The 17,975-nt window shown below is 71.9% G+C and carries 18 protein-coding genes and 1 tRNA gene; 7 read left to right on the top strand and 12 right to left on the bottom strand.

Annotation, left to right across the window (positions count from 1 at the left end; genetic code table 11):
- The first annotated feature begins 27 nt into the window (after nucleotides 1-27).
- Nucleotides 28-468 carry an HNH endonuclease gene (locus HA073_RS28800; RefSeq protein WP_043327959.1) on the top strand — a complete coding sequence of 147 codons (441 nt, stop codon included), beginning with the start codon at nucleotides 28-30 and terminating at the stop codon, nucleotides 466-468.
- 75 nt (nucleotides 469-543) lie between these two features.
- On the opposite strand, the gene HA073_RS28795 is transcribed toward HA073_RS28800, so the two are convergent.
- A complete protein-coding gene (locus HA073_RS28795; protein ID WP_187693837.1) occupies nucleotides 544-1,167 on the bottom strand; it encodes a TetR/AcrR family transcriptional regulator in 624 nt (207 codons plus the stop codon).
- 69 nt (nucleotides 1,168-1,236) lie between these two features.
- On the opposite strand from HA073_RS28795, the gene HA073_RS28790 reads away from it, so the two are divergent.
- A complete protein-coding gene (locus HA073_RS28790) occupies nucleotides 1,237-1,788 on the top strand; it encodes a peroxiredoxin-like family protein (protein WP_166457740.1) in 552 nt (183 codons plus the stop codon).
- Nucleotides 1,789-1,842: 54 nt separating this feature from the next.
- Here HA073_RS28790 and HA073_RS28785 read toward each other — a convergent pair whose 3' ends face one another.
- Together HA073_RS28785 and HA073_RS28780 are read right to left on the bottom strand one after the other, a co-directional pair.
- A complete protein-coding gene (locus HA073_RS28785) occupies nucleotides 1,843-2,610 on the bottom strand; it encodes an enoyl-CoA hydratase/isomerase family protein (RefSeq protein WP_069088738.1) in 768 nt (255 codons plus the stop codon).
- Nucleotides 2,611-2,686: 76 nt separating this feature from the next.
- Nucleotides 2,687-5,086 (bottom strand): M4 family metallopeptidase, encoded by a 2,400-nt coding sequence (locus tag HA073_RS28780; protein ID WP_043327955.1) that lies wholly within the window; start codon nucleotides 5,084-5,086, stop codon nucleotides 2,687-2,689.
- A 171-nt stretch (nucleotides 5,087-5,257) separates the two neighbouring features.
- On the opposite strand from HA073_RS28780, the gene HA073_RS28775 reads away from it, so the two are divergent.
- Both HA073_RS28775 and HA073_RS28770 read left to right on the top strand, forming a co-directional pair.
- On the top strand, nucleotides 5,258-5,707 hold the full coding sequence (locus tag HA073_RS28775) for a protealysin inhibitor emfourin (RefSeq protein ID WP_140946391.1): 450 nt from the start codon (nucleotides 5,258-5,260) through the stop codon (nucleotides 5,705-5,707).
- A gap of 80 nt (nucleotides 5,708-5,787) precedes the next feature.
- Nucleotides 5,788-6,444, top strand: a complete 657-nt coding sequence (locus HA073_RS28770; protein WP_233514730.1) for a type 1 glutamine amidotransferase domain-containing protein — start codon at nucleotides 5,788-5,790, stop codon at nucleotides 6,442-6,444.
- An 8-nt stretch (nucleotides 6,445-6,452) separates the two neighbouring features.
- Here HA073_RS28770 and HA073_RS28765 read toward each other — a convergent pair whose 3' ends face one another.
- From HA073_RS28765 to HA073_RS28740, 6 genes are all read right to left on the bottom strand, one after another.
- Nucleotides 6,453-7,064, bottom strand: a complete 612-nt coding sequence (locus tag HA073_RS28765; RefSeq protein WP_166457739.1) for a histidine phosphatase family protein — start codon at nucleotides 7,062-7,064, stop codon at nucleotides 6,453-6,455.
- 49 nt (nucleotides 7,065-7,113) lie between these two features.
- A complete protein-coding gene (locus HA073_RS28760; RefSeq protein ID WP_043327953.1) occupies nucleotides 7,114-7,533 on the bottom strand; it encodes a VOC family protein in 420 nt (139 codons plus the stop codon).
- Between the two features lie 35 nt (nucleotides 7,534-7,568).
- Entirely contained in the window at nucleotides 7,569-7,970 is a 402-nt protein-coding gene (locus HA073_RS28755) for a helix-turn-helix domain-containing protein (protein ID WP_187693841.1), read from the bottom strand.
- 115 nt (nucleotides 7,971-8,085) lie between these two features.
- Nucleotides 8,086-8,757, bottom strand: coding sequence for an HNH endonuclease family protein (locus HA073_RS28750; RefSeq protein ID WP_113973556.1), 672 nt, complete (start codon nucleotides 8,755-8,757; stop codon nucleotides 8,086-8,088).
- 282 nt (nucleotides 8,758-9,039) lie between these two features.
- Nucleotides 9,040-9,867 (bottom strand): hypothetical protein, encoded by an 828-nt coding sequence (locus HA073_RS28745; protein ID WP_166457738.1) that lies wholly within the window; start codon nucleotides 9,865-9,867, stop codon nucleotides 9,040-9,042.
- A 97-nt stretch (nucleotides 9,868-9,964) separates the two neighbouring features.
- A tRNA-Thr gene (locus tag HA073_RS28740) sits at nucleotides 9,965-10,041 on the bottom strand.
- 364 nt (nucleotides 10,042-10,405) lie between these two features.
- On the opposite strand from HA073_RS28740, the gene HA073_RS28735 reads away from it, so the two are divergent.
- Nucleotides 10,406-11,497 carry an ABC transporter ATP-binding protein gene (locus HA073_RS28735; RefSeq protein WP_166457737.1) on the top strand — a complete coding sequence of 364 codons (1,092 nt, stop codon included), beginning with the start codon at nucleotides 10,406-10,408 and terminating at the stop codon, nucleotides 11,495-11,497.
- Between the two features lie 58 nt (nucleotides 11,498-11,555).
- On the opposite strand, the gene rlmB is transcribed toward HA073_RS28735, so the two are convergent.
- Both rlmB and cysS read right to left on the bottom strand, forming a co-directional pair.
- On the bottom strand, nucleotides 11,556-12,674 hold the full coding sequence (rlmB, locus tag HA073_RS28730) for a 23S rRNA (guanosine(2251)-2'-O)-methyltransferase RlmB (protein ID WP_043327949.1): 1,119 nt from the start codon (nucleotides 12,672-12,674) through the stop codon (nucleotides 11,556-11,558).
- Nucleotides 12,674-14,089, bottom strand: coding sequence for a cysteine--tRNA ligase (gene cysS / locus HA073_RS28725; RefSeq protein WP_043327948.1), 1,416 nt, complete (start codon nucleotides 14,087-14,089; stop codon nucleotides 12,674-12,676). Before cysS ends, rlmB begins: the two co-directional genes overlap by 1 nt.
- Nucleotides 14,090-14,152: 63 nt before the next feature.
- On the opposite strand from cysS, the gene HA073_RS28720 reads away from it, so the two are divergent.
- Together HA073_RS28720 and HA073_RS28715 are read left to right on the top strand one after the other, a co-directional pair.
- The gene (locus HA073_RS28720) at nucleotides 14,153-14,800 is read left to right on the top strand and encodes an IclR family transcriptional regulator (RefSeq protein WP_166457736.1); all 648 of its coding nucleotides are present in this window, start codon (nucleotides 14,153-14,155) and stop codon (nucleotides 14,798-14,800) included.
- Nucleotides 14,801-15,016: 216 nt separating this feature from the next.
- Entirely contained in the window at nucleotides 15,017-16,186 is a 1,170-nt protein-coding gene (locus HA073_RS28715) for a hypothetical protein (protein WP_240926012.1), read from the top strand.
- A gap of 68 nt (nucleotides 16,187-16,254) precedes the next feature.
- Here the strand turns inward: HA073_RS28715 and HA073_RS28710 are convergent, their stop codons facing one another.
- Nucleotides 16,255-17,943 (bottom strand): S8 family serine peptidase, encoded by a 1,689-nt coding sequence (locus HA073_RS28710; protein WP_166457735.1) that lies wholly within the window; start codon nucleotides 17,941-17,943, stop codon nucleotides 16,255-16,257.
- Nucleotides 17,944-17,975 lie beyond the last annotated feature (32 nt).

The following is a 17,975-nucleotide window of genomic DNA, read 5'->3' as shown; positions in this document are numbered from 1 at the left end:
TACCGCCGATCGTGAAGGGAGAGCCCGGTGGACGCCGTCCTCGTCATAAACGCCGACCTCGGCCCGCTGCACCGGGTCACCGTCAAGCACGCGATCCGGATGCTCTGCCGCCGGGTCGCCGAAATCCACGAGGCCGAGCCGGACCGGGTGATCGGCGTCTTCCCGCTGCCGCGGGTGGTCCGCCTCGTCCGGTACGTGGTGACCCGCTGGCGGTTCAGCGCCGGCCCGGCCTGGTCCCGGGCCGGGGTGCTGGCGCGCGACCGGCGGCGGTGCGCCTACTGCGACGGCGCGGCCAGCACGATCGACCACGTCCTGCCCCGCTCGCGCGGTGGCCGGAACACCTGGGGGAACACCACCGCCGCCTGCTACGCGTGCAACCAGCGCAAGGGTGACCGGACCCCGGCCGAGGCGGGCATGCCGCTGCGGCGGGCTCCGGTGACGCCGAGCTGGGCCGCGCTGGCGCGGTGACGGACGGCCGGCGGGCACAGGGGGCGGTGTCGGGGGTACGCCCCGGCGCCGCGCCCGCCGGTCCCACCAGTGCGCCTACCTGTCGAGACGCCGGGCCAGCCCGTCGAGCAGGAGGTCCAGCCCGCCGCCGAACTCGTCCTCCGGTACGACCACGCCGGCGTCGCGCGCGGTCGCGGCGAGCAGGGGGAACTCGTCGCGGGGCAGCGCCGCGATGACAGCCGTGCCGGGCCCGGCCAGCGCGCCGAGGTGTTCCATCTGGATCGCGCCGACCACGTAGCCGAGCAGGGCACGGAACGCGATCACCCGTCCGGTGCCGGTGAAGCCGGCCCCGGTCAGCACCGCGAGCACCGCCTCGCCCCAGCGCAGGATCGTCGGCGAGCGGTGCCGGTACGCGGGGAGCAACGGCACCACTGCCGGGTGGAGACCGACCGCGCGGCGTACCCGCTCGGCCAGGTCCCGGATGCCGTCCGCCCACGGGACGTCGGGCGGCGGGCGGGTGTCGACCGGTTCGAGGACCCGCTCGACGACGAGCGCTTCCAACTCGTCGCGGTCGGCGACGTAGCGGTAGAGGCCCATCGTGCTGGTGCCGAGCTGCGCGCCGACCGCGCGCATGGTGAGGCCGGCGAGGCCGTCCCGGTCGAGCACCGCGAGCGCCGCGTCGGCGAGCTGGGCCGGGGTCAGGGAACGGGGACGGGGCATGGCCTTGACAGCGTACAAGATACGCCTACGGTTGTAGGAGTACGTCGTACGCCTACAACGGGAGCGCGCATGGACGTCGTCACCCCTCGCCATCTCACCAGCGTGACCGGTGCCCAGGTCGCCCTGCCGGACCCGGACCGCCTCATCCACCTCCAGTTCCGTCGCTTCGCCGGCTGCCCGGTCTGCAACCTCCACCTGCGCTCGATCGTCCGCCGGCACGCCGAGATCGAGGCGGCGAGCGTACGCGAGGTGGTGCTCTTCCACTCCCCCGCCGACGAGTTGCGCGAGCACGTCGCCGACCTGCCGTTCGCCGTGGTGGCCGATCCGGACCGGCGGCTCTACCGGGAGTTCGGGGTGGAGTCGGCGCGGCGGTCGCTGCTCGACCCGCGCGCCTGGCTGCCGATCCTGCGCGGCGTGGCGATCAGCACCTGGCACATCCTGCGCGGACGGGAGCGGTCGCCATCCCTTACGCCGCACGGCGGCCGGTTCGGGCTGCCGGCCGACTTCCTGATCGCGCCGGACGGGCGGGTGCTCGCCGAGAAGTACGGCGAACACGCCTCCGACCAGTGGTCGGTGGACGAACTGCTGGCCCAGGTCAGCCGGAGCCGGTCGGCGCGGTGACCGCTGGATCGCCGGTCGGGACGTACCCGCCGAGGGGTGCCGGGCAAACGGCGGTCAGTGGGCGGTCGGCGGGGTCCAGCCGAAGCGCGGCGGGCGGCGCTCGTTCATGGCCGCCACCCCCTCGCGGGCCTCGCCGCTGTCCCGCACCTGGCCGTGCCACCACGCGAGCCGGTCGGCGTCGGCGCGCCCGTCGACGATCTCCTTCGCGGCGGCCACCGTGAGCCGGGAACGCTCGGCGATGGTGGCGGTCAGCGTTGTCACCCGCCCGGCCAGCTCCCCGGCCGGCAGCACCTCGTCCACCAGGCCGATCCGCAGCGCCCGCTCGGCGTCGACCAGCTCGCTGCTGAACAGCAGGTGCTTGGCGGCGGACGGACCGACGAGCGCGGCCAGCCGGCGGGTGGTCGGCGCCGGGTAGACCAGGCCGAGCCGGGCCGGGGGTACGCCGAACCGGGCCTCCGCCGAGGCCAGCCGCAGATCGCAGGCGACGGCGAGCTGGCAGCCGCCGCCCACGCAGGCGCCCTCGATCGCGGCCACAGTGGGACGGCCGAACGCGGCGAGCCGTTCCTCGGCGGCCACCGCGATGCTGCCGTCTCCGGCGGCCAGCAGCTCGTCCAGGTCGCCGAGGTCGGCCCCGGCGCAGAACGTGCCGGCCGCGCCGGTGAGCACCAGCACCCGTACCGCAGGGTCGGCCTCCAGACCGTCGAGCAGCACCGGGAGCTGCCGCCACATGGCCGGGGTCATGGCGTTGCGCCGGGCCGGGTTGTGGATGACCACGGTTGCCACCGGGCCGTCCACCCTGACCGTGAGTTCCGCGTCGGACATGGTGCGACCGTAACGGGCGGGGCCCGGCGGCCACCCGCGTGGGGTGACCGCCGGGCCCCGGGGTCGGGCGGTCAGGTCAGGAGACGTTGACAGCGGTGTCGTCGAGCACGAACGACGTCTGCAGGGAGACGTCCTCGGTGCCGGTGAACTTCAGCGTGACGGTCTGCCCGGCGTACGACGCCAGGGAGAACGACTTCTGGCTGTAGCCGCTGGCCTTGTTCAGGTTCGAGTAGGTCGCCAGCGTGGCCAGCACCGAACCGGAGGAGTTGAGCACCTGCACGTTCAGCTTGTCGTACTGGACGCTGCTGGTGGTCTCGGCCGAGTCGATGTGCAGCCAGAACGAGAAGGTGTACGTGGAGCAGCCGCTCGGCAGGCTCACCGACTGCGACAGCGAGTCGGTGCGGGTGGTGCCGTAGCCGTTGAGCCAGGCGTTCCACGTACCGGTGCGGGTCGGCTGGCCCTGCGAGCCGTACTGGCCGATCACGCCGGAGGTGGAGGTCCAGACCGTGTTGCCGGACTCGAAGCCCGGGTTGCCGAGCTTCTGGCCCGCGCCGGTGCAGCCGCCGCCGGTGCCGTTCACCGTCAGCGAGAACGTGGCGGTCTTCGTGCCGGACGCCGCGCTGCCGGTGACGGTCACCGAGTAGGTGCCGGTCGGCGTGCTGGAGCTGGTGGAGATGGTGAGCGTGGACGAGCCGCCCGAGGTCACCGAGGAGGGGCTGAACGACGCGGTGGCGCCGGTCGGCAGGCCGGACGCGGAGAACGTCACGGTCTGCGCGCTGCCGTTGGTGGTGGCCGTGGCGACGGTGGCGGTGACCGAACCGCCCGCGGTGACCGAACCGGCGGTCGGCGAGAGCGAGACGGAGAAGTCGTTGCCGGTGGAGCTGCACGGCGCGTCGTTACCGGCGACGTTCACCGCGGTCCAGGCGGCCTGGACGGTCTTGTACTCGGTGGAGCAGTTGCCGTACAGGTCGGTGGCGGCCCGCAGGGTGTACGCGCGGGCGGTGTTGGCCGGGTTGCTGGTGTTGACGTACGAGGTGTTCGAGGTGAAGTACACGTCGAGCGCCCGGTACCAGATCTTCTCCGCCTTGGTGCGGCCGATGCCGGTGACCGCCGGGGCCGAGCCGCAGACCGGCGAGGTGCCGTACGCGGTGGCGCCGGTGCCCTCGGCGAGGTTGAAGAAGAAGTGGTTGCCGACGCCGGAGGAGTAGTGCACGTCCTTGTTCTTCGTGCTGGTGGACCAGCAGGAGTCGGACGAGCCGTCCAGCGACGGGTTGTACATGTAGCGCAGCGGCGTACCGTTGCCGTTGATGTTGATCTTCTCGCCGACCTGGTAGTCGCCCGGGTCGCTCGGCGCGGCGGCGTAGAACTCCACCATGTTGCCGAAGATGTCGCTGGTGGACTCGTTCAGGCCACCGGACTCACCGGAGTAGACCAGCCCGGCCAGCGCTTCGGTGACGCCGTGGCTCATCTCGTGGCCGGCGACGTCCAGCGAGACCAGCGGGCGGGAGTTGCCCGAGCCGTCGCCGTAGGTCATCTGGGCCCCGTCCCAGAAGGCGTTGACGTAGTTGTTGCCGTAGTGCACCCGGCTCGGCACGCCCTGGCCGTTGCCGAAGATGCCGTTGCGGCCGTGCACGTTCTTGAAGTAGTCGAACGTCTTGGCGGCGCCGAAGTGGGCGTCCACGGCGGCCGACTGCCGGTTCGAGGTGGCGCCGTTGCCCCACGCGTTGTCCGCGTCGGTGAACGTGGTGCAGGTGGAGGTCCCGTTGTTCATGTCGCAGGTGCGGCCGTTGCCGCGTACCGGGTCGATCATCTGGTACGTGCTGCCGGAGAGCGTGGTGTCGATGGTGACCGAGCCGGTGTAGATGCCCTGGCCGGTGCCGGCCACCGTCTCGATCTCGTCGTACGAGCCGATCACCTTGCCGGTGGTGGCGTCGGTGACGACGTGCAGCTTCGACGGGGTCTGCTTGTCCGCCTTCCAGCCCGTCGCGACGGTCTCCCAGGCGAGGCGGCCCTTGCCGCTGCTGGCGTCGACGAACAACTCCGGCGTGCCGACCGAGGTGAGCGAGCCGGAGAACGTCTTGCGGGCGCTGGCCTTGGCCGCGTCCGCGCCGACCTTCGCGGTGGTGCTCAGGGTCAGCGGGGCGTCGAGGCTGACCGACGCGCTGGTCATGGTGCCGTTGGGGGCGGTGTGGATGACGAAGTCACCGCCGTACACCCGGAGACCCTGATAGGTCCGGCTGTACCGGGTGTGCGCCGCCCCGGAGGGGTCGACCTTGGTGCGGACGGCCTGATAGGCCTCACCGCCGGCGCCCTTGACGACGCCGGGATTGGCGCGCAGCAGGCTCGCGGCCTTGGCCGCGGCCGAGGTCTCGGGGCTGGGGGCGGTTGGCGCTGCCGCTTGCGCCGAGGTGGTGACGCAGGCCAGCACGCTGCTGGTGAGCAGCGCTGCGCTGACGGCGGCGACGGATCTTTTCACGGGCCCTCCTGGAAGGCGAATGTTGTGACGGGGGTAGTCACTGATGTAGATATAGCGATACATCGACGAACGTGAAAGAGGCTGGCGGGAACCCGCCGGAGACACTGACCGAACGGATGAGGAGGACCGGTGGACCGGAACCGGGTGGTCCCGTCGCGCGTCCGAACCGGTATGAGAGCTGCCCCCGCCGTGGCGGCCGTCGCCGCCCTTCTCGTCCCGCTCGCCGGCTGCGCCCGCACCGACGCGCCACCCGTCGTCACGGACGGGCCCTCGCCGCTGGCCACCGAGGTCGTGCTCGTGAAGTCGGGCGGCATCGCCGGGCTGACCGACACCGTCCGGGTCGGGCCGGACGGCCACTGGACCCGCACCGACCGCGCCGGCGCCTCCCGAGAGGGGCAGCTCGCCGCGGAGAAGCTCACCCGGCTGCGGCAACTCGCGGCCGACCCCCGGCTGGCCGCCGAAGCCGCCGTCACCGCACCGGCGACCATGTGCGCCGACGCGTTCAGCTACCGGCTCACCGTCGGGCCCAACCAGGTCAGCTACGTGGACTGCCCGCCGCAGGCCACGCCGCCCGCCGTCACCGCGCAGGTGGTGGACCTGCTCAACGGCGCCACCGGCTGACCGGCGCCGACTTCAAACCCGTTCCGGCTGTGACATCGGCCTATGGCCGGCCGGCCCGCGGCGGGGCCAGCATGGAAGGCATGACTCGCGCACTCATCGCCCTGACCAGTCACTCCGAGCTGGGCCGCACCGGCCGCTCGACCGGCTACTACGTCGGCGAGGCCGCCGAGCCGTGGGAGGTGTTCCGGGCCGCCGGCTACGACGTCGACCTGGTCTCAGTGGCCGGCGGCGAGCCGCCGGTCGACGGGCGGGACGAGAACGACAGCACCCAGAACGACTTCCTCGCCACCGCCGGCGTCACCGACACCCCGAAGGCCGCAGACGTCGACCCGGCCGGGTACGACGTGATCCTCTTCGCCGGCGGTCACGGCACCATGTGGGACTTCCCCGACGACCCCGACCTGGCCCGGATCGCCCGCTCGGTCTACGAGCGCGGCGGCGTGGTGGCCGCCGTCTGCCACGGCCCGTCGGCGCTGGTGAACCTGACCCTCACCGACGGCTCACGGCTCGTCGCCGGCAAGCGTGTCGCCGGCTTCACCAACAGCGAGGAGGCGGCCGTCGGCCTCACCGACGAGGTGCCGTTCCTGCTCGCCGACAAGCTCACCGAGGCCGGCGCGCAGCACGTGCCGGCGCCGGACTTCACCGAGCACGTGGTGGTCGACGAGCGCCTGGTGACCGGCCAGAACCCGCAGTCCGCCCGCGCCGTCGCCGACGCCGTGGTGAAGCTGATCGCCTGAGCACCAGGTCAGAACCGGTAGTCGTCGGGCAGGCCGGTGGCACGCAGCTCGGGCGGCAGGTGGGCGACGTCGTTGAGCGCGACGAGCGTCGGCGGGCCGCCCGAGCTGTAACGGATCACGGTGAGCCCGCAGTTCTGGTGGTTGAGCCCGATCCAGCGGTGCGGCGGCGCCTCCAGCGCGTGCAGCACCAGCCAGGCGACCAGGAAGTTGTGGGTGACGACCAACTCGCGTACGTCACCCTCCGCGGGGGCGGCGGCGAACCGCGCCACCGCCTCCGCGGTCACACGCGGCCCGTCGCGCCGCTCCCGCTCGGTGAACCCGGCCAGGAACTCCGCGTACCGCTCGGGCAGGTCGGCCGGGTCGGTGTCGTGCGGCACGTGGTCGCCGGCGCGGTCGTCCTCGCGTACCGGAACACCCGGCAGCGACGCCGCGACCAGCGCGGCGGTCTCCGCGGCCCGGCGGGCCGGCCCATGGTGTACGGCGGCGAAGCGCGTGCCGCGCAGCCGTTCACCCAGCAGCGTCGCCTGCCGCCGGCCGCGCTCGGACAGGCCGGTGTCGGCCTCCTCCTCCGCGCGGTCCTGCTCGCCGTGGCGGACCAGGTAGAGCAGGCGGCTGGGCATCGGCGCCTCCACGGTCGGGGACCGCGAGACTAGCCCGCCGCCGCGCCGTTCACTGCCCCTGGCGCATCTGCCCGATCCGGATCCGGTTGCCGAACGGGTCGCGGATGCCGAAGTCGATCCCGTACGGCCGGTCGGTCGGCTCGTCGGTCACCTCCACACCCTTCGCGACCAGATCCGCGTACGTCTTGTGCGCGTCGTCGGTGGTGAAGAAGAGGAACCCGCCCGCGGCGCCCTTGGTCAGCAGCTCCCGGACCTGCTCGGCGGTCTTCGGGTCCAGGGCCGGCGGGCCCGGCTTCTCCAGCAGGATCTCCCGGCCCGGGTCCCCCGGCACGTTCACGGTGAGCCAGCGCATGAAGCCGAGATCCTGGTCGGTGCTGACCTCCAGGCCCAGCTTCCCGACGTAGAAGTCGAGCGCCTCGTCCTGGTCGAGCACGTAGATCTGCGAGCGGGAAGTCGAAGTCATCGTCATGCCGACGACGCTAGAGCAGCGGCCTGACCTGCTGCTTATCCAAAACTGCTCGGTCTGGTCCAGGACTTGGCGAAGCAGCTCGGCACGTCCGGCGGCGCGGCCCGGCGACGCCGGAAGGCCGAGGGCGACGCACCGACGATGCCGTGGAACGTCCGGCTGAACGTGCCGAGGCTGTTGAAGCCGACGGCGAGGCAGATGTCGGTGACGTCGCGGTCGGTCTCCAGCAGCAGGGCCATGGCCCGCTCGACCCGGCGGCGTTGCAGGTAGCGGTGCGGGGTCTCGCCGAAGGTGGCCCGGAAGGTACGGATGAAGTGCGCCTCGGACACGTGGGCGATCCGGGCCAGCGCGGCGATGTCCAGCGGCTGCGCGTACGCCCGGTCCATCGCGTCGCGGGCCCGCAGCATCGCCCGATTGGACTCCTCGACCGCTCTGCTCACGCCGTCCCCCCGCCGGCCAGCCTACCGAGACGCCGATCGGCGGCGCGCCCGCCGACACTCCGGTCGGAGAACTGTGTACGCCGCTGTCATCCGGCCCGCGCGACGGCTCCTGCGATCACGAGGCGCAGGTGTTGAGCATGCTCTGCAGTGCGGACTTCTCGGATGATTGGAGCGTCAGGCCCCAGTTGTACTTCACGGTGATCCACATCTTGCTGTAGGTGCAGCGGTACGACGTCAGCGGCGGCTGCCACGTCGAGGGGTCCTGATCGCCCTTGGCCTGGTTGACGTTGTCGGTGACCGCGATCAGTTGCGGGCGGGTCAGATCGTTGGCGAAGCTCTGCCGGCGGCTCGTCGTCCAGGAGTTGGCTCCTGACCGCCACGCCTCCGCCAGGGGCACGACGTGGTCGATGTCGACGTCGGAGGCGGCGTACCAGGTCGCACCGTCATAGGGGCTGTACCAGCGGCCTGAGGTGGCGGCGCAGGAGCTGCTGACCACGACGGACGTGCCGTCCCGCTTGAGGACCTGCTCGCGGGTGTTGCAGGTTCCGGTGATGGTGATCCAGTGGGGGAACAGGTCCCGCGAGTAGCCGGACATTGAGCCCTGTGCGGCCACTGTCAGCGCGTTGAGCTGCGACTGCGCCGTCGCCTGGGAGGGGATGCCGGGCGGGGTGGCCGAGGCCGGCTGGCCGTTCACGGCGGCGAGAACAGCGCCCGCGAGGGCGGCGGCGGTGATCGCGGCGGCACGGCGCCAGGCACGCGGGGTGAGGGTGACGGACGTGATCGGCATGACGGCGACCCTTCGTCGAGGAAAGTGACAGCAACCTTCCCTGACGATCATGTCCATCGATCGGCGTCCCTGTAAAGAACAGCTGTCCGGTTGTCGAGCATCGAGCCGCCCCGCACCGCCGACGCGCCGACTCCGCCGGCGTCACTCAGGGCAGCGGCGGCGTGACGGTCGCCGTGGCCCTGACCGCGGTGGGCGTGACCGGCATGTTCCTCACGGACCAGGGCAGGTCAGCTGACCTGCGGTGTTGTCGGCATCTTGTCCGGAGTGCGAGGTACAGGTCCGTTAGCTGCCGTCCACCGGGTCGTCGTACGGCGGCGACACCTCGTCGTTCCAGGAACGTTTCACGTAACCGCCGGTGAGATCTTGGAGCTGCCGGTTGACCTCGATCAGGGTGTTGATTTCCTGGAGCACCTCGTCGAGATCGTCGAACGTGACCTGGAACCGGCGGTCGTAGGCGGCCATCTCGGGGATGCCATAGTCCTCGGCGACCTCAGCGGCCTCAGCGACAATCCGTGGCCCCGCGTCGAAGGTCACCTCCAGCTGGGGACCATCGGACCATTGGACGGTGAATCGGTCGCTCTCCTCGGCCACCACCATCGACTTCAGGCGCTGCACGGCGTCGGCAAGGGTGACGGACCCGGTGAAGTAGACCCGGAACCCATCGCGCGGCCAGAGGTGAGACGAAACGGGATCGTCCAACAGCAGATCGACCGCAGCGTCGATCCTGGACTCAGCTTCGGTCAGCGGCACACCCAGTTGCGAAACATGGGCGACCAGGCCCGTCGCGTCCGCTACCACGTGCCCGATCCGGTACATGGTCCGGACGAGCCCTTCAGCATCCACGTCACTGCCACTGTGCCAGAACGGCAGATTGATGGCCGTCTCACCGGACCGGTAGCGCACCGTAATGCCGCTGGGCTGGTGCGTCAGCGTGCGGCTCGGGCCGTCCTCGCCCAGAACCACCTCGCCGACGACGTCCCGTACGCCGGAAACGATGGCGTCCCATGCCTGCGAGTCGGACGGCTCACCCGCACCCTTCCGTTCGCCGTCCGACGCCTTCAGCGAGGGCTGTCCGACGGGCTCGGGTAGCAGGATGAGATCAAGAGTCATGGCCGTCAGGCTAGGGCCTGTGACGGGCGGTCGTGACCCTCGTTGCTGTCATCCGGCCGGATCGCAGCGGCTGCCGCCGCGAAATGCCTTGTGTAATTGGAGCCCCCGGCCGGGATCGAACCGGCGACATCTCGCTTACAAGGCGAGTGCTCTGGCCAGCTGAGCTACAGGGGCGCGTGCGTCGGGCTCAGCATAGCGACTGAGCCCCGGAAATCCCGCCTCGCAGGGCTCCCGAGCACGGAAAACGTCGGCATCCCGACCAGTGCGGCCGATGGATCATCGCCCGGGCGCGCTCCCAGCGGGGAGATTGATGCCTCGCAGTGCCCTGCTGACCGTTATGCGTATGCCGTCCATCCCATCCGGAGAACCACGTCTTGGCACGATCGCGAAAGCCGTTTACCGTGCAGTGACACGGACGACACTCCGGCCGGCCTCGGCTGCCTGAGCGACGACCCCGTTGGCCGGTGCCTTGGGCGCCGGTCGCTCCTTCACTCGGATCGTCCGGCACGTTCCTGCCGGTGAAAGGAAGCGCTCCATCATGGCTACGGTCACCTACGCGAAGGCGTCCCGGATCTACCCGGGCACCGAGCGCCCCGCCGTCAACCAGCTCGACCTCCAGATCGGTGACGGGGAGTTCCTCGTCCTGGTCGGTCCGTCCGGCTGCGGCAAGTCCACCAGCCTCCGGATGCTCGCCGGCCTGGAGGACGTCGACGACGGCGCGATCTACATCGACGACCGCGACGTCACGCACCTCCCCCCGAAGGCCCGCGACATCGCGATGGTCTTCCAGAACTACGCCCTCTACCCGCACATGACGGTGTACGAGAACATGGCGTTCGCGCTCAAGCTGCGCAAGACCTCGAAGTCGGAGATCGACCGGCGGGTCAAGGAGGCGGCCGGGCTGCTCCAGCTGGAGGAGTTCCTCAGCCGCAAGCCGAAGGCGCTCTCCGGTGGTCAGCGCCAGCGTGTCGCCATGGGCCGCGCGATCGTCCGCGAGCCGCAGGTCTTCCTCATGGACGAGCCGCTGTCGAACCTCGACGCCAAGCTGCGTGTCCAGACCCGTACCCAGATCGCCTCGCTGCAGGCGAAGCTGGGCGTCACCACCGTGTACGTCACCCACGACCAGGTCGAGGCCATGACCATGGGTCACCGGGTGGCGGTCATGCTCGACGGCGTGCTCCAGCAGGTGGACACCCCGCGGGCGCTCTACGACACCCCGGCCAACGTCTTCGTCGCCGGCTTCATGGGCTCCCCGGCCATGAACATCAAGACGGTGAAGCTGACCGAGCAGGGCGGCGCGTTCGCCGAGATGATCGTGCCGCTGACCCGCGAGCAGGTCCAGGCGGCCAGCGCCGAGGGCGGCGACGGCAAGGTCACCGTCGGCTTCCGGCCGGAGGACTGCGACCTGGTCAGCCCGTCCGAGGGCGGCATGCCGGTAGTGGTCGAGCTGGTCGAGGACCTGGGCTCCGACGCCAACGTCTACGGCCACGCCGCGCTGGAGGGCCACAACGAGCGGTTCGTGGTCCGTACCGACCGGCGCAGCATGCCGAACATGGGTGACACCGTGTTCGTCAAGCCGCGTACCGGCCGCAGCCACGTCTTCCACGCCGCCACCGGCCAGCGGATCTGACGTACCCGAGAAAAGGGGCGGCCCGCCACGGCGGACCGCCCCTTTTTCGTACTCTCGATCAGACCTCGACGGACCGGCGGCGCGCGACCTCGGCCAGCGTGACGGCGGCGGCGACGCTCGCGTTGAGCGACTCCACGTCGGAGACCATCGGGATGCTGACGGTCAGGTCGCAGGTCTCGCCGACCAGGCGGGACAGGCCGCGCCCCTCCGAGCCGACCACCACGACGAGCGGGCCGACGGCCGCTTCCAGGTCGTACAGGTCGGTCTGCCCGTCGGCGTCCAGGCCGACCACGACGAAGCCGGCGTCCTTGCACGCCTTGAGCGACCGGGTCAGGTTGGTGACCTGGGCGACGGGCACGCGCGCGGCCGCGCCGGCGCTGGTCCGCCAGGCGGTCGCGGTGATCCCGGCGGCACGCCTTTCGGGTACGAACACACCCTGCGCGCCGAACGCGGCGGCCGACCGGATGACCGCGCCGAGGTTGCGCGGGTCGGTGACGCCGTCCAGCGCGACGAGCAGCGGGGCGGCCTGTTCCAGCGCGGCGGCCACCAGGTCGTCGAACGGCTCGTAGGCGAACGGCGGCACCTGGAGGCCGACGCCCTGGTGCAGCACCCCGCCGGTCATCCGGTCCAGCTCGGCGCGGCTGACCTCCAGGATCGCGATGCCCCGGTCGGCGGCGGTACGGACGATCTCCTTGACCCGGTCGTCGACGTCGATGCCCTGCGCGGTGTAGAGGGCGGTCGCCGGCACCTGGGTGCGCAGCGATTCCAGCACCGGGTTGCGCCCGACCAGCAGCTCAGGGCTGTCCTTCGCCGGGTTGGCCTTGCGGCCCGGCGCGACCCGGGGGCCGCCCCGGCCGGCCGGCTTTCCGCCCCGCCCCTTCGTCGTGGGCGTGCCCCGGCCACCGCCCTTGCCCCAGGTGGTGTCCTTGGTGCCGGGCTGGCCGATCTTGGGGGCGCGGCCCTCCTCGGCGGCGGCGCGGCGCTCCTTCTCCTGCTTCCAGGCGGTGCGCTGGGGCAACTTCTCGGTGCCCGAGTACGCCTTGTGCCACGGCCGCTCGTCGGCGGGCAGCGTGCGCCCACGCCCGGCGAGGGAGTCCTTGTTCTTGCCGCCGGTGCCCTTGGGGGCGCCCGCCTTCGGTGCCAGTCGCCGGCCTCGGCGCTGTGAGTTGCCGGCCATCAGTCCTGCTCTCCAATAGTCCAACGCGGGCCCTGGGGGGTGTCCTCGACGACCACGCCGGCCTGCTTGAGCTGGTCGCGTACGGCGTCGGCGGCGGCCCAGTCCTTGCGGCCGCGGGCCTGCGCGCGCTGCTCCAGGGCCAGCGCGATCAGGGAGTCCACCACGCCGCGCAGGTCGTCCGTGCGGCCGCCGCCGGTCCAGGCCGGGTCCAGGGGGTCGACGCCGAGGATATCCAGCATCGCCCGGGTGGAGGCGAGCGTCGTGCGGACGGTCACATCGTCACCGGCGGTCAGCGCGGTGTTGCCGTCGCGGACCACCTCGTGCAGCGCCGCGAGCGCCGCCGAGGTGTTGAGGTCGTCGTCCATCGCGGCGACGAAAGCGGCCGGCAGGTCGCCGGGCCGGCCGCCGCCGACCCGCTCGGCCGCCCGCTGCACGAAGCCCTCGACCCGCCGGTACGCCACGGCGGCCTCGCGCAGCGCGTCCTCGGAGTAGTCGATGCGGGACCGGTAGTGCGCGGCGACGTAGTAGTAGCGCAGCTCCACCGGGCGCACCCCGAGCGAGGCCACGTAGTCGAGGTCGAGCGTGTTGCCCAGCGACTTGCCCATCTTGGTGCCGCCGATGCCGAGCAGGCCGTGGTGCACCCAGTAGCGCGCGAACGGCAGGTCGGCGGCCTGCGACTGGGCGATCTCGTTCTCGTGGTGCGGGAACGTCAGGTCGAGCCCGCCGCCGTGGATGTCGAACTCGGGGCCGAGGTAACGCCAGCACATGGCCGAGCACTCGATGTGCCAGCCGGGCCGGCCGCGACCCCACGGCGACGGCCACGAGGCGTCGGCCGGCTCGTCCGGCTTGACGCCCTTCCACAGCGCGAAGTCGCGCGGGTCCCGCTTGCCCCGGTCGGGGGCGTCACCGGCCGGCTGCATGTCCGCCGGGGACTGGCCGGACAGCGAGCCGTACGCCGGCCAGGAGGCCACGTCGAAGTAGACGTCGCCGGAGCCGTCGGTGGCCGGGTAGGCGTGACCGGTCTCGATCAGCCGGGCGATCAGCTCGTGCATCTCCGGGACGTGCCCGGTGGCCCGCGGCTCGTACGTCGGCGGGAGCACGTTGAGCGCCCGGTAGGAGGCGGCGAGGATCTGCTCGTTGGTGTACGCGATCGACCAGAACGGCCGGTCCTGCTCCATCGCCTTGGCCAGGACCTTGTCGTCGATGTCGGTCAGGTTGCGGATGAACGTGACCTCGAAGCCCTTGTCGAGCAGCCAGCGGCGCAGCACGTCGTAGTTGACGCCGGAGCGAAGGTGGCCGATGTGTGGCGGGGCCTGGAGCGTGAGACCACACAGGTAGACCCCCACCTTGCCGGCTTCCCGCGGGACGAAGTCCCGCACCGATCGGGTGGCGGTGTCATACAGGCGTAGCGTCACCTCACAAGGGTAGCCGTCCGCACATTTCGAGGTTGGCCGGAGCCGGGTCGTACGCTGCGTGCTGTGGACACGGCGGCGCGCCCCGGAGAGACCGCACAGACCCTGGACCGGGGTCTGCGCCTGCTGCACCTCGTCGCGGACGCGCCGGGCGGGCTCACCGTCACCGAGGCGGCGCACCGGCTGGGCATCGGCCGCGCCGCGGTCTACCGGCTGGTCGGCGCGCTGACCGGCCACGGCATGCTCCGCCGCGACGGCGAGGGTCGGCTTCGCATCGGCGTGGGCTTGCTGCACCTGGCCCGCCGCGCCCAGCCGCTGCTCGCCGAGGGCGCGCTGCCGGCGCTGCGCCGCCTCGCCGAGGGCACCGGGGCGACGGCCCACCTGACCGTGGTCGAGGGCGGCGAGGGGGTGGCGCTCGCGGTGGTCGAGCCGAGCTGGACGTCCTTCCACGTGGCGTACCGGACCGGCACCCGGCACCCCCTGGAGCGGGGCGCCGCCGGCCGGGCCGTGCTGGCCGGGCGGGCCGGCGATCCGGGGCCGGTGAGCACCAGCGGCGAGCTTCAATCAGGCGCGTACGGGGTGGCGGCGCCGGTGCTGGGTGTGCCCGGCCTGGAGGGCAGCGTCGGCGTGGTGTCGCTGACCCCGCTCGACGTGGCGGACATCGGCGCCCAGGTCACGGCCGCCGCCGAGGCGGTCGCCACCGCGCTCTCCTGACCCGCGCGCGCCCTTTACGCCAGCTCGGCGCGAGGTGGCTGCATCAAGCGGCCCGGATACCACCACCTCCCCGAGGTGGAGTGGATCATCCACAGGCCAAGGGTCATAGCACGCGGACAGGCCGCGCGGGGGTTGTCCACAGGGCGCGAAGGGCGGCACGGCTGCGGCTGTCCACAGGGGTATCGATCTCGACCCGTGCGCCGCCACGCTCGTCACATGCCACCTCATCCTCATCGCCCACCGGAGCTGGCCTGGCAGGTCTTCCGGGGCTCGGAAGCGATCCGGCACGGGCTGCTGTCCCGGCACCATCTGCGCGGCGCGTCCTGGGTCCGGCTCCGGCAGGACGTCTACGCCGACGCGCGGCTCGACCGCGACCACGCGCTGGCCTGCCGCGCGGCACTGCTGCGCCTGCCACCCGGCGCGGCGATCGCCGGCCCTTCGGCGGCCTACCTGCACGGGGTCGAGCACGCCGCAGGCTTCACCGACGACGTGCACGTCCTGCTGCCGGCCACGGTCCGGGCCGACTCCCAGCCGGGTGTCCGGGTGCACCACGCCCCGATGTCGAGCACCCGCAGCGGCCTCCTGGTCCCCGTCGGCGCCGCCGCACCCGCGCGCACAAGCCCACCCACCGGCACGAGCCCATCCGCAGGCACACGCCCTGCCACCGGCACCAGGTCGCTCGTAGCAGCACCGCCTGCGGCGGACCGCCTCCCGGGCACACCGGGCCGGACCAGATCGCCGGATCCGGCCCACCCCCACAACCACCCCGGACCGCCCGGCCCGGCCGACCCGCAGAACTCAGCCGCATCGAGCCCGTTCGCAGAGTCGTCCCCCGGTGCGGCGTTGACCCTGGCCGGGCCGCCGCCACGCACCGAGCCGGCCGCCTGTGCCTGGGAGACAGCGGTCTGGGCCGATCCGGTGAAGGCGGTCGGCATCATCGACGGGCTGCTGCGTACCGGTTCGGTGAACCGGTCGGCGCTGGCGAGCGAGGCGGCCCGGAACGCCTGCCGACCCGGTGGGCGGCGGGCGGCGTGGGTGTTCGGCCTGACCGACGGGCTGGCCCAGTCCCCGCCCGAGTCCCACCTGCGGGTCCGTCTCGCCCTCGCCGGCCTGCCCCGCGCGGTGGCCCAGTATCCGGTGCGGGTGTCGACCGGCCTGATCCTGCACCCCGACCTGGCCTGGCCGGAGTTCCGGGTCGCGGTCGAGTACGACGGTCAGCGGCACTCCGACGCGGACCGGATGCACCTCGACCGGCGGCGGCTCAACCAGCTCGTCGCGGCCGGCTGGCTGGTGCTGCACGTGACCGGCCGCCGCCTGCGCAAGGAGTTCCCCGACCTGGTGCGGGAGATCCGCGCCGCACTGGTGGCCCGGGGGTGGCGCCCGTGACACCCGCCGGAACGCCGAGGTGGCGGCGTCCGGGTGATCCGGACACCGCCACCTCGGGGAAACGGTCGTTACGGTCGCACGTTCGGCTTGACCGGCGTCTTCACCGCGGCGTAGGCGTCGACGATGCCGTAGCCGTAGAAGCCGTTGAAGTTCAGCGAGCCCGCGCAGTACGCGTCGAACTCGGCGCTCCGGCCCTCGTTGGTGTAGCTCTGCAGCCGCGGCTCCGGGCAGGCGTGCTCGGCCGCCGTCCGGTAGAGGTGCTGCTCGACCAGGTTCGGCGCCATGCCGTAGCCGTTGCGGCCCTCCTTCTTGCCGTGCTTGCTGACGATCAGCGCCGCCACGCCCGAGACGTGCGGGGACGCCATCGAGGTGCCCTGCAGGTAGGTGTAGTAGCCACACTCACCCTTCGCGGTGCACTGCTTGAACACCGAGTTCTCGAAGCCGGCGACGATGTTGCCGTTCTCGTCGACCGACCCCTCCTCCTGGAGCACCTTCTTCGGGTACGTGGAGAGAATCATGTTGGCGTCGGTGCGGTACGTGTCGGTGCCGAAGCCGTCCCGGAACCAGCCACCCGGCGCCGCCACCGAGATCTGCTCGGTGCCGTAGTTCGAGTAGTCGGACTTCTTGCCGGACGGCCCGACCGCCGACACGCCGATCACGTGCGGGCCCTCGACCGGCAGGTCCCAGCAGGTCGCGTTGTCGATCGGGCGCGGGTACGGGTCGGCGCCGTAGTCCGGGCTGCTCACGTCGGTGCGCGGCGCGCCCAGGTCCTCGTGGTTGTTGCCGAGCGAGCCGACGAGCGTGACGCCCTTGCGGTGCGCGAAGTTGAGCGCCCGCTTCATGGCCTCGATGACGGTGCGCTGCTCGGCCTGCGCCTCCGGCGAGTCGGCCGGGTTGGCGGTGCAGTTGTAGAGCCACGGGTCGACGTAGAAGGACATGTTGACCACGTCCAGGCCGGAGCGGCCCGCGTGCACCAGGGCGTTGACCACCGGGTTGAGGAAGAAGTAGCCGCTGTCCTGGCCACCCTTCAGCTCGACCAGGGAGACGTTCGGGGCCACGCCGGACAGGCCGAAGCCGTTGGCGGCGGCGCCGATGGTGCCGGCCACGTGGGTGCCGTGCCCGCCGTCGTCGGTGCCGACCGGGTCGAGGCAGCTGGCCACCTCGCACGGGCCGTCGACCTCGGGGATGTCCGGGGCGAAGTTGCGCGACAGTGCCCAGTTGAAGTTCGGTGCCAGGTCGGGCTGGCTGGCGTCGACGCCGGTGTCCAGGATGCCGACGGTCACCCGGCGGTCACCCGGCTCGATCTTGCGGGCCTTGTCGGCCCGGATCATGTCCAGACCCCAGAGCTTGTCGTCGAGCGGGTCCATCTTCTTGCCGTTGTTCTTGGCGGCCTTGCCCTTGGTCGCCGCGGCGGCCAGCAGGTGCTCCTGCTCGACCCGGTCCAGCTTCGGCTTGCGGCCGATCGCCTTCTCCTCGGCCGCGCCGACCAGGGCGCCGGCGGCGGTGGCCCGGCTGGCGAAGTCCGCCCGGTCGCTCGTGACCTGGAAGAGGCCGACATCCTCGGTACGGGCGACGACAGTGCCGCCGGCGGCGGTGATCGCGGCGATCGCGGCGTCGGTGGACACACCGCTCTCGGCCAGCACGGTGAAGGTCCGGGTGTCCGACGGCGCGGCGTTCGCCGGGATCCCCAGGCCGGTCACCGTGAGTGCCAGCGAGGCCGCAGCCGCGACCGCGCCGACGGTGAAGCGCTTGCTCACCACATCAGATCCTCTCGTTGAGGGACGTGGTG

It is taken from the genome of Micromonospora sp. CMU55-4, assembly GCF_011602315.1.
GTDB lineage: Bacteria > Actinomycetota > Actinomycetes > Mycobacteriales > Micromonosporaceae > Micromonospora > Micromonospora chalcea.
Note: the sequence above shows the minus strand (reverse complement) of the source record. Positions and strands in the feature narration are given on the sequence as shown.

What these genes read in the sequence shown, in the direction of transcription:
- HA073_RS28795 (WP_187693837.1), bottom strand. Translation starts at nt 1,167, where the DNA reads ATGCCCCGTCCCCGTTCCCTGACCCCGGCCCAGCTCGCCGACGCGGCG.
- HA073_RS28790 (WP_166457740.1), top strand. Translation starts at nt 1,237, where the DNA reads ATGGACGTCGTCACCCCTCGCCATCTCACCAGCGTGACCGGTGCCCAG.
- HA073_RS28785 (WP_069088738.1), bottom strand. Translation starts at nt 2,610, where the DNA reads ATGTCCGACGCGGAACTCACGGTCAGGGTGGACGGCCCGGTGGCAACC.
- HA073_RS28775 (WP_140946391.1), top strand. Translation starts at nt 5,258, where the DNA reads ATGAGAGCTGCCCCCGCCGTGGCGGCCGTCGCCGCCCTTCTCGTCCCG.
- HA073_RS28770 (WP_233514730.1), top strand. Translation starts at nt 5,788, where the DNA reads ATGACTCGCGCACTCATCGCCCTGACCAGTCACTCCGAGCTGGGCCGC.
- HA073_RS28765 (WP_166457739.1), bottom strand. Translation starts at nt 7,064, where the DNA reads ATGCCCAGCCGCCTGCTCTACCTGGTCCGCCACGGCGAGCAGGACCGC.
- HA073_RS28760 (WP_043327953.1), bottom strand. Translation starts at nt 7,533, where the DNA reads ATGACGATGACTTCGACTTCCCGCTCGCAGATCTACGTGCTCGACCAG.
- HA073_RS28750 (WP_113973556.1), bottom strand. Translation starts at nt 8,757, where the DNA reads ATGCCGATCACGTCCGTCACCCTCACCCCGCGTGCCTGGCGCCGTGCC.
- HA073_RS28745 (WP_166457738.1), bottom strand. Translation starts at nt 9,867, where the DNA reads ATGACTCTTGATCTCATCCTGCTACCCGAGCCCGTCGGACAGCCCTCG.
- HA073_RS28735 (WP_166457737.1), top strand. Translation starts at nt 10,406, where the DNA reads ATGGCTACGGTCACCTACGCGAAGGCGTCCCGGATCTACCCGGGCACC.
- rlmB (WP_043327949.1), bottom strand. Translation starts at nt 12,674, where the DNA reads ATGGCCGGCAACTCACAGCGCCGAGGCCGGCGACTGGCACCGAAGGCG.
- HA073_RS28715 (WP_240926012.1), top strand. Translation starts at nt 15,017, where the DNA reads ATGCCACCTCATCCTCATCGCCCACCGGAGCTGGCCTGGCAGGTCTTC.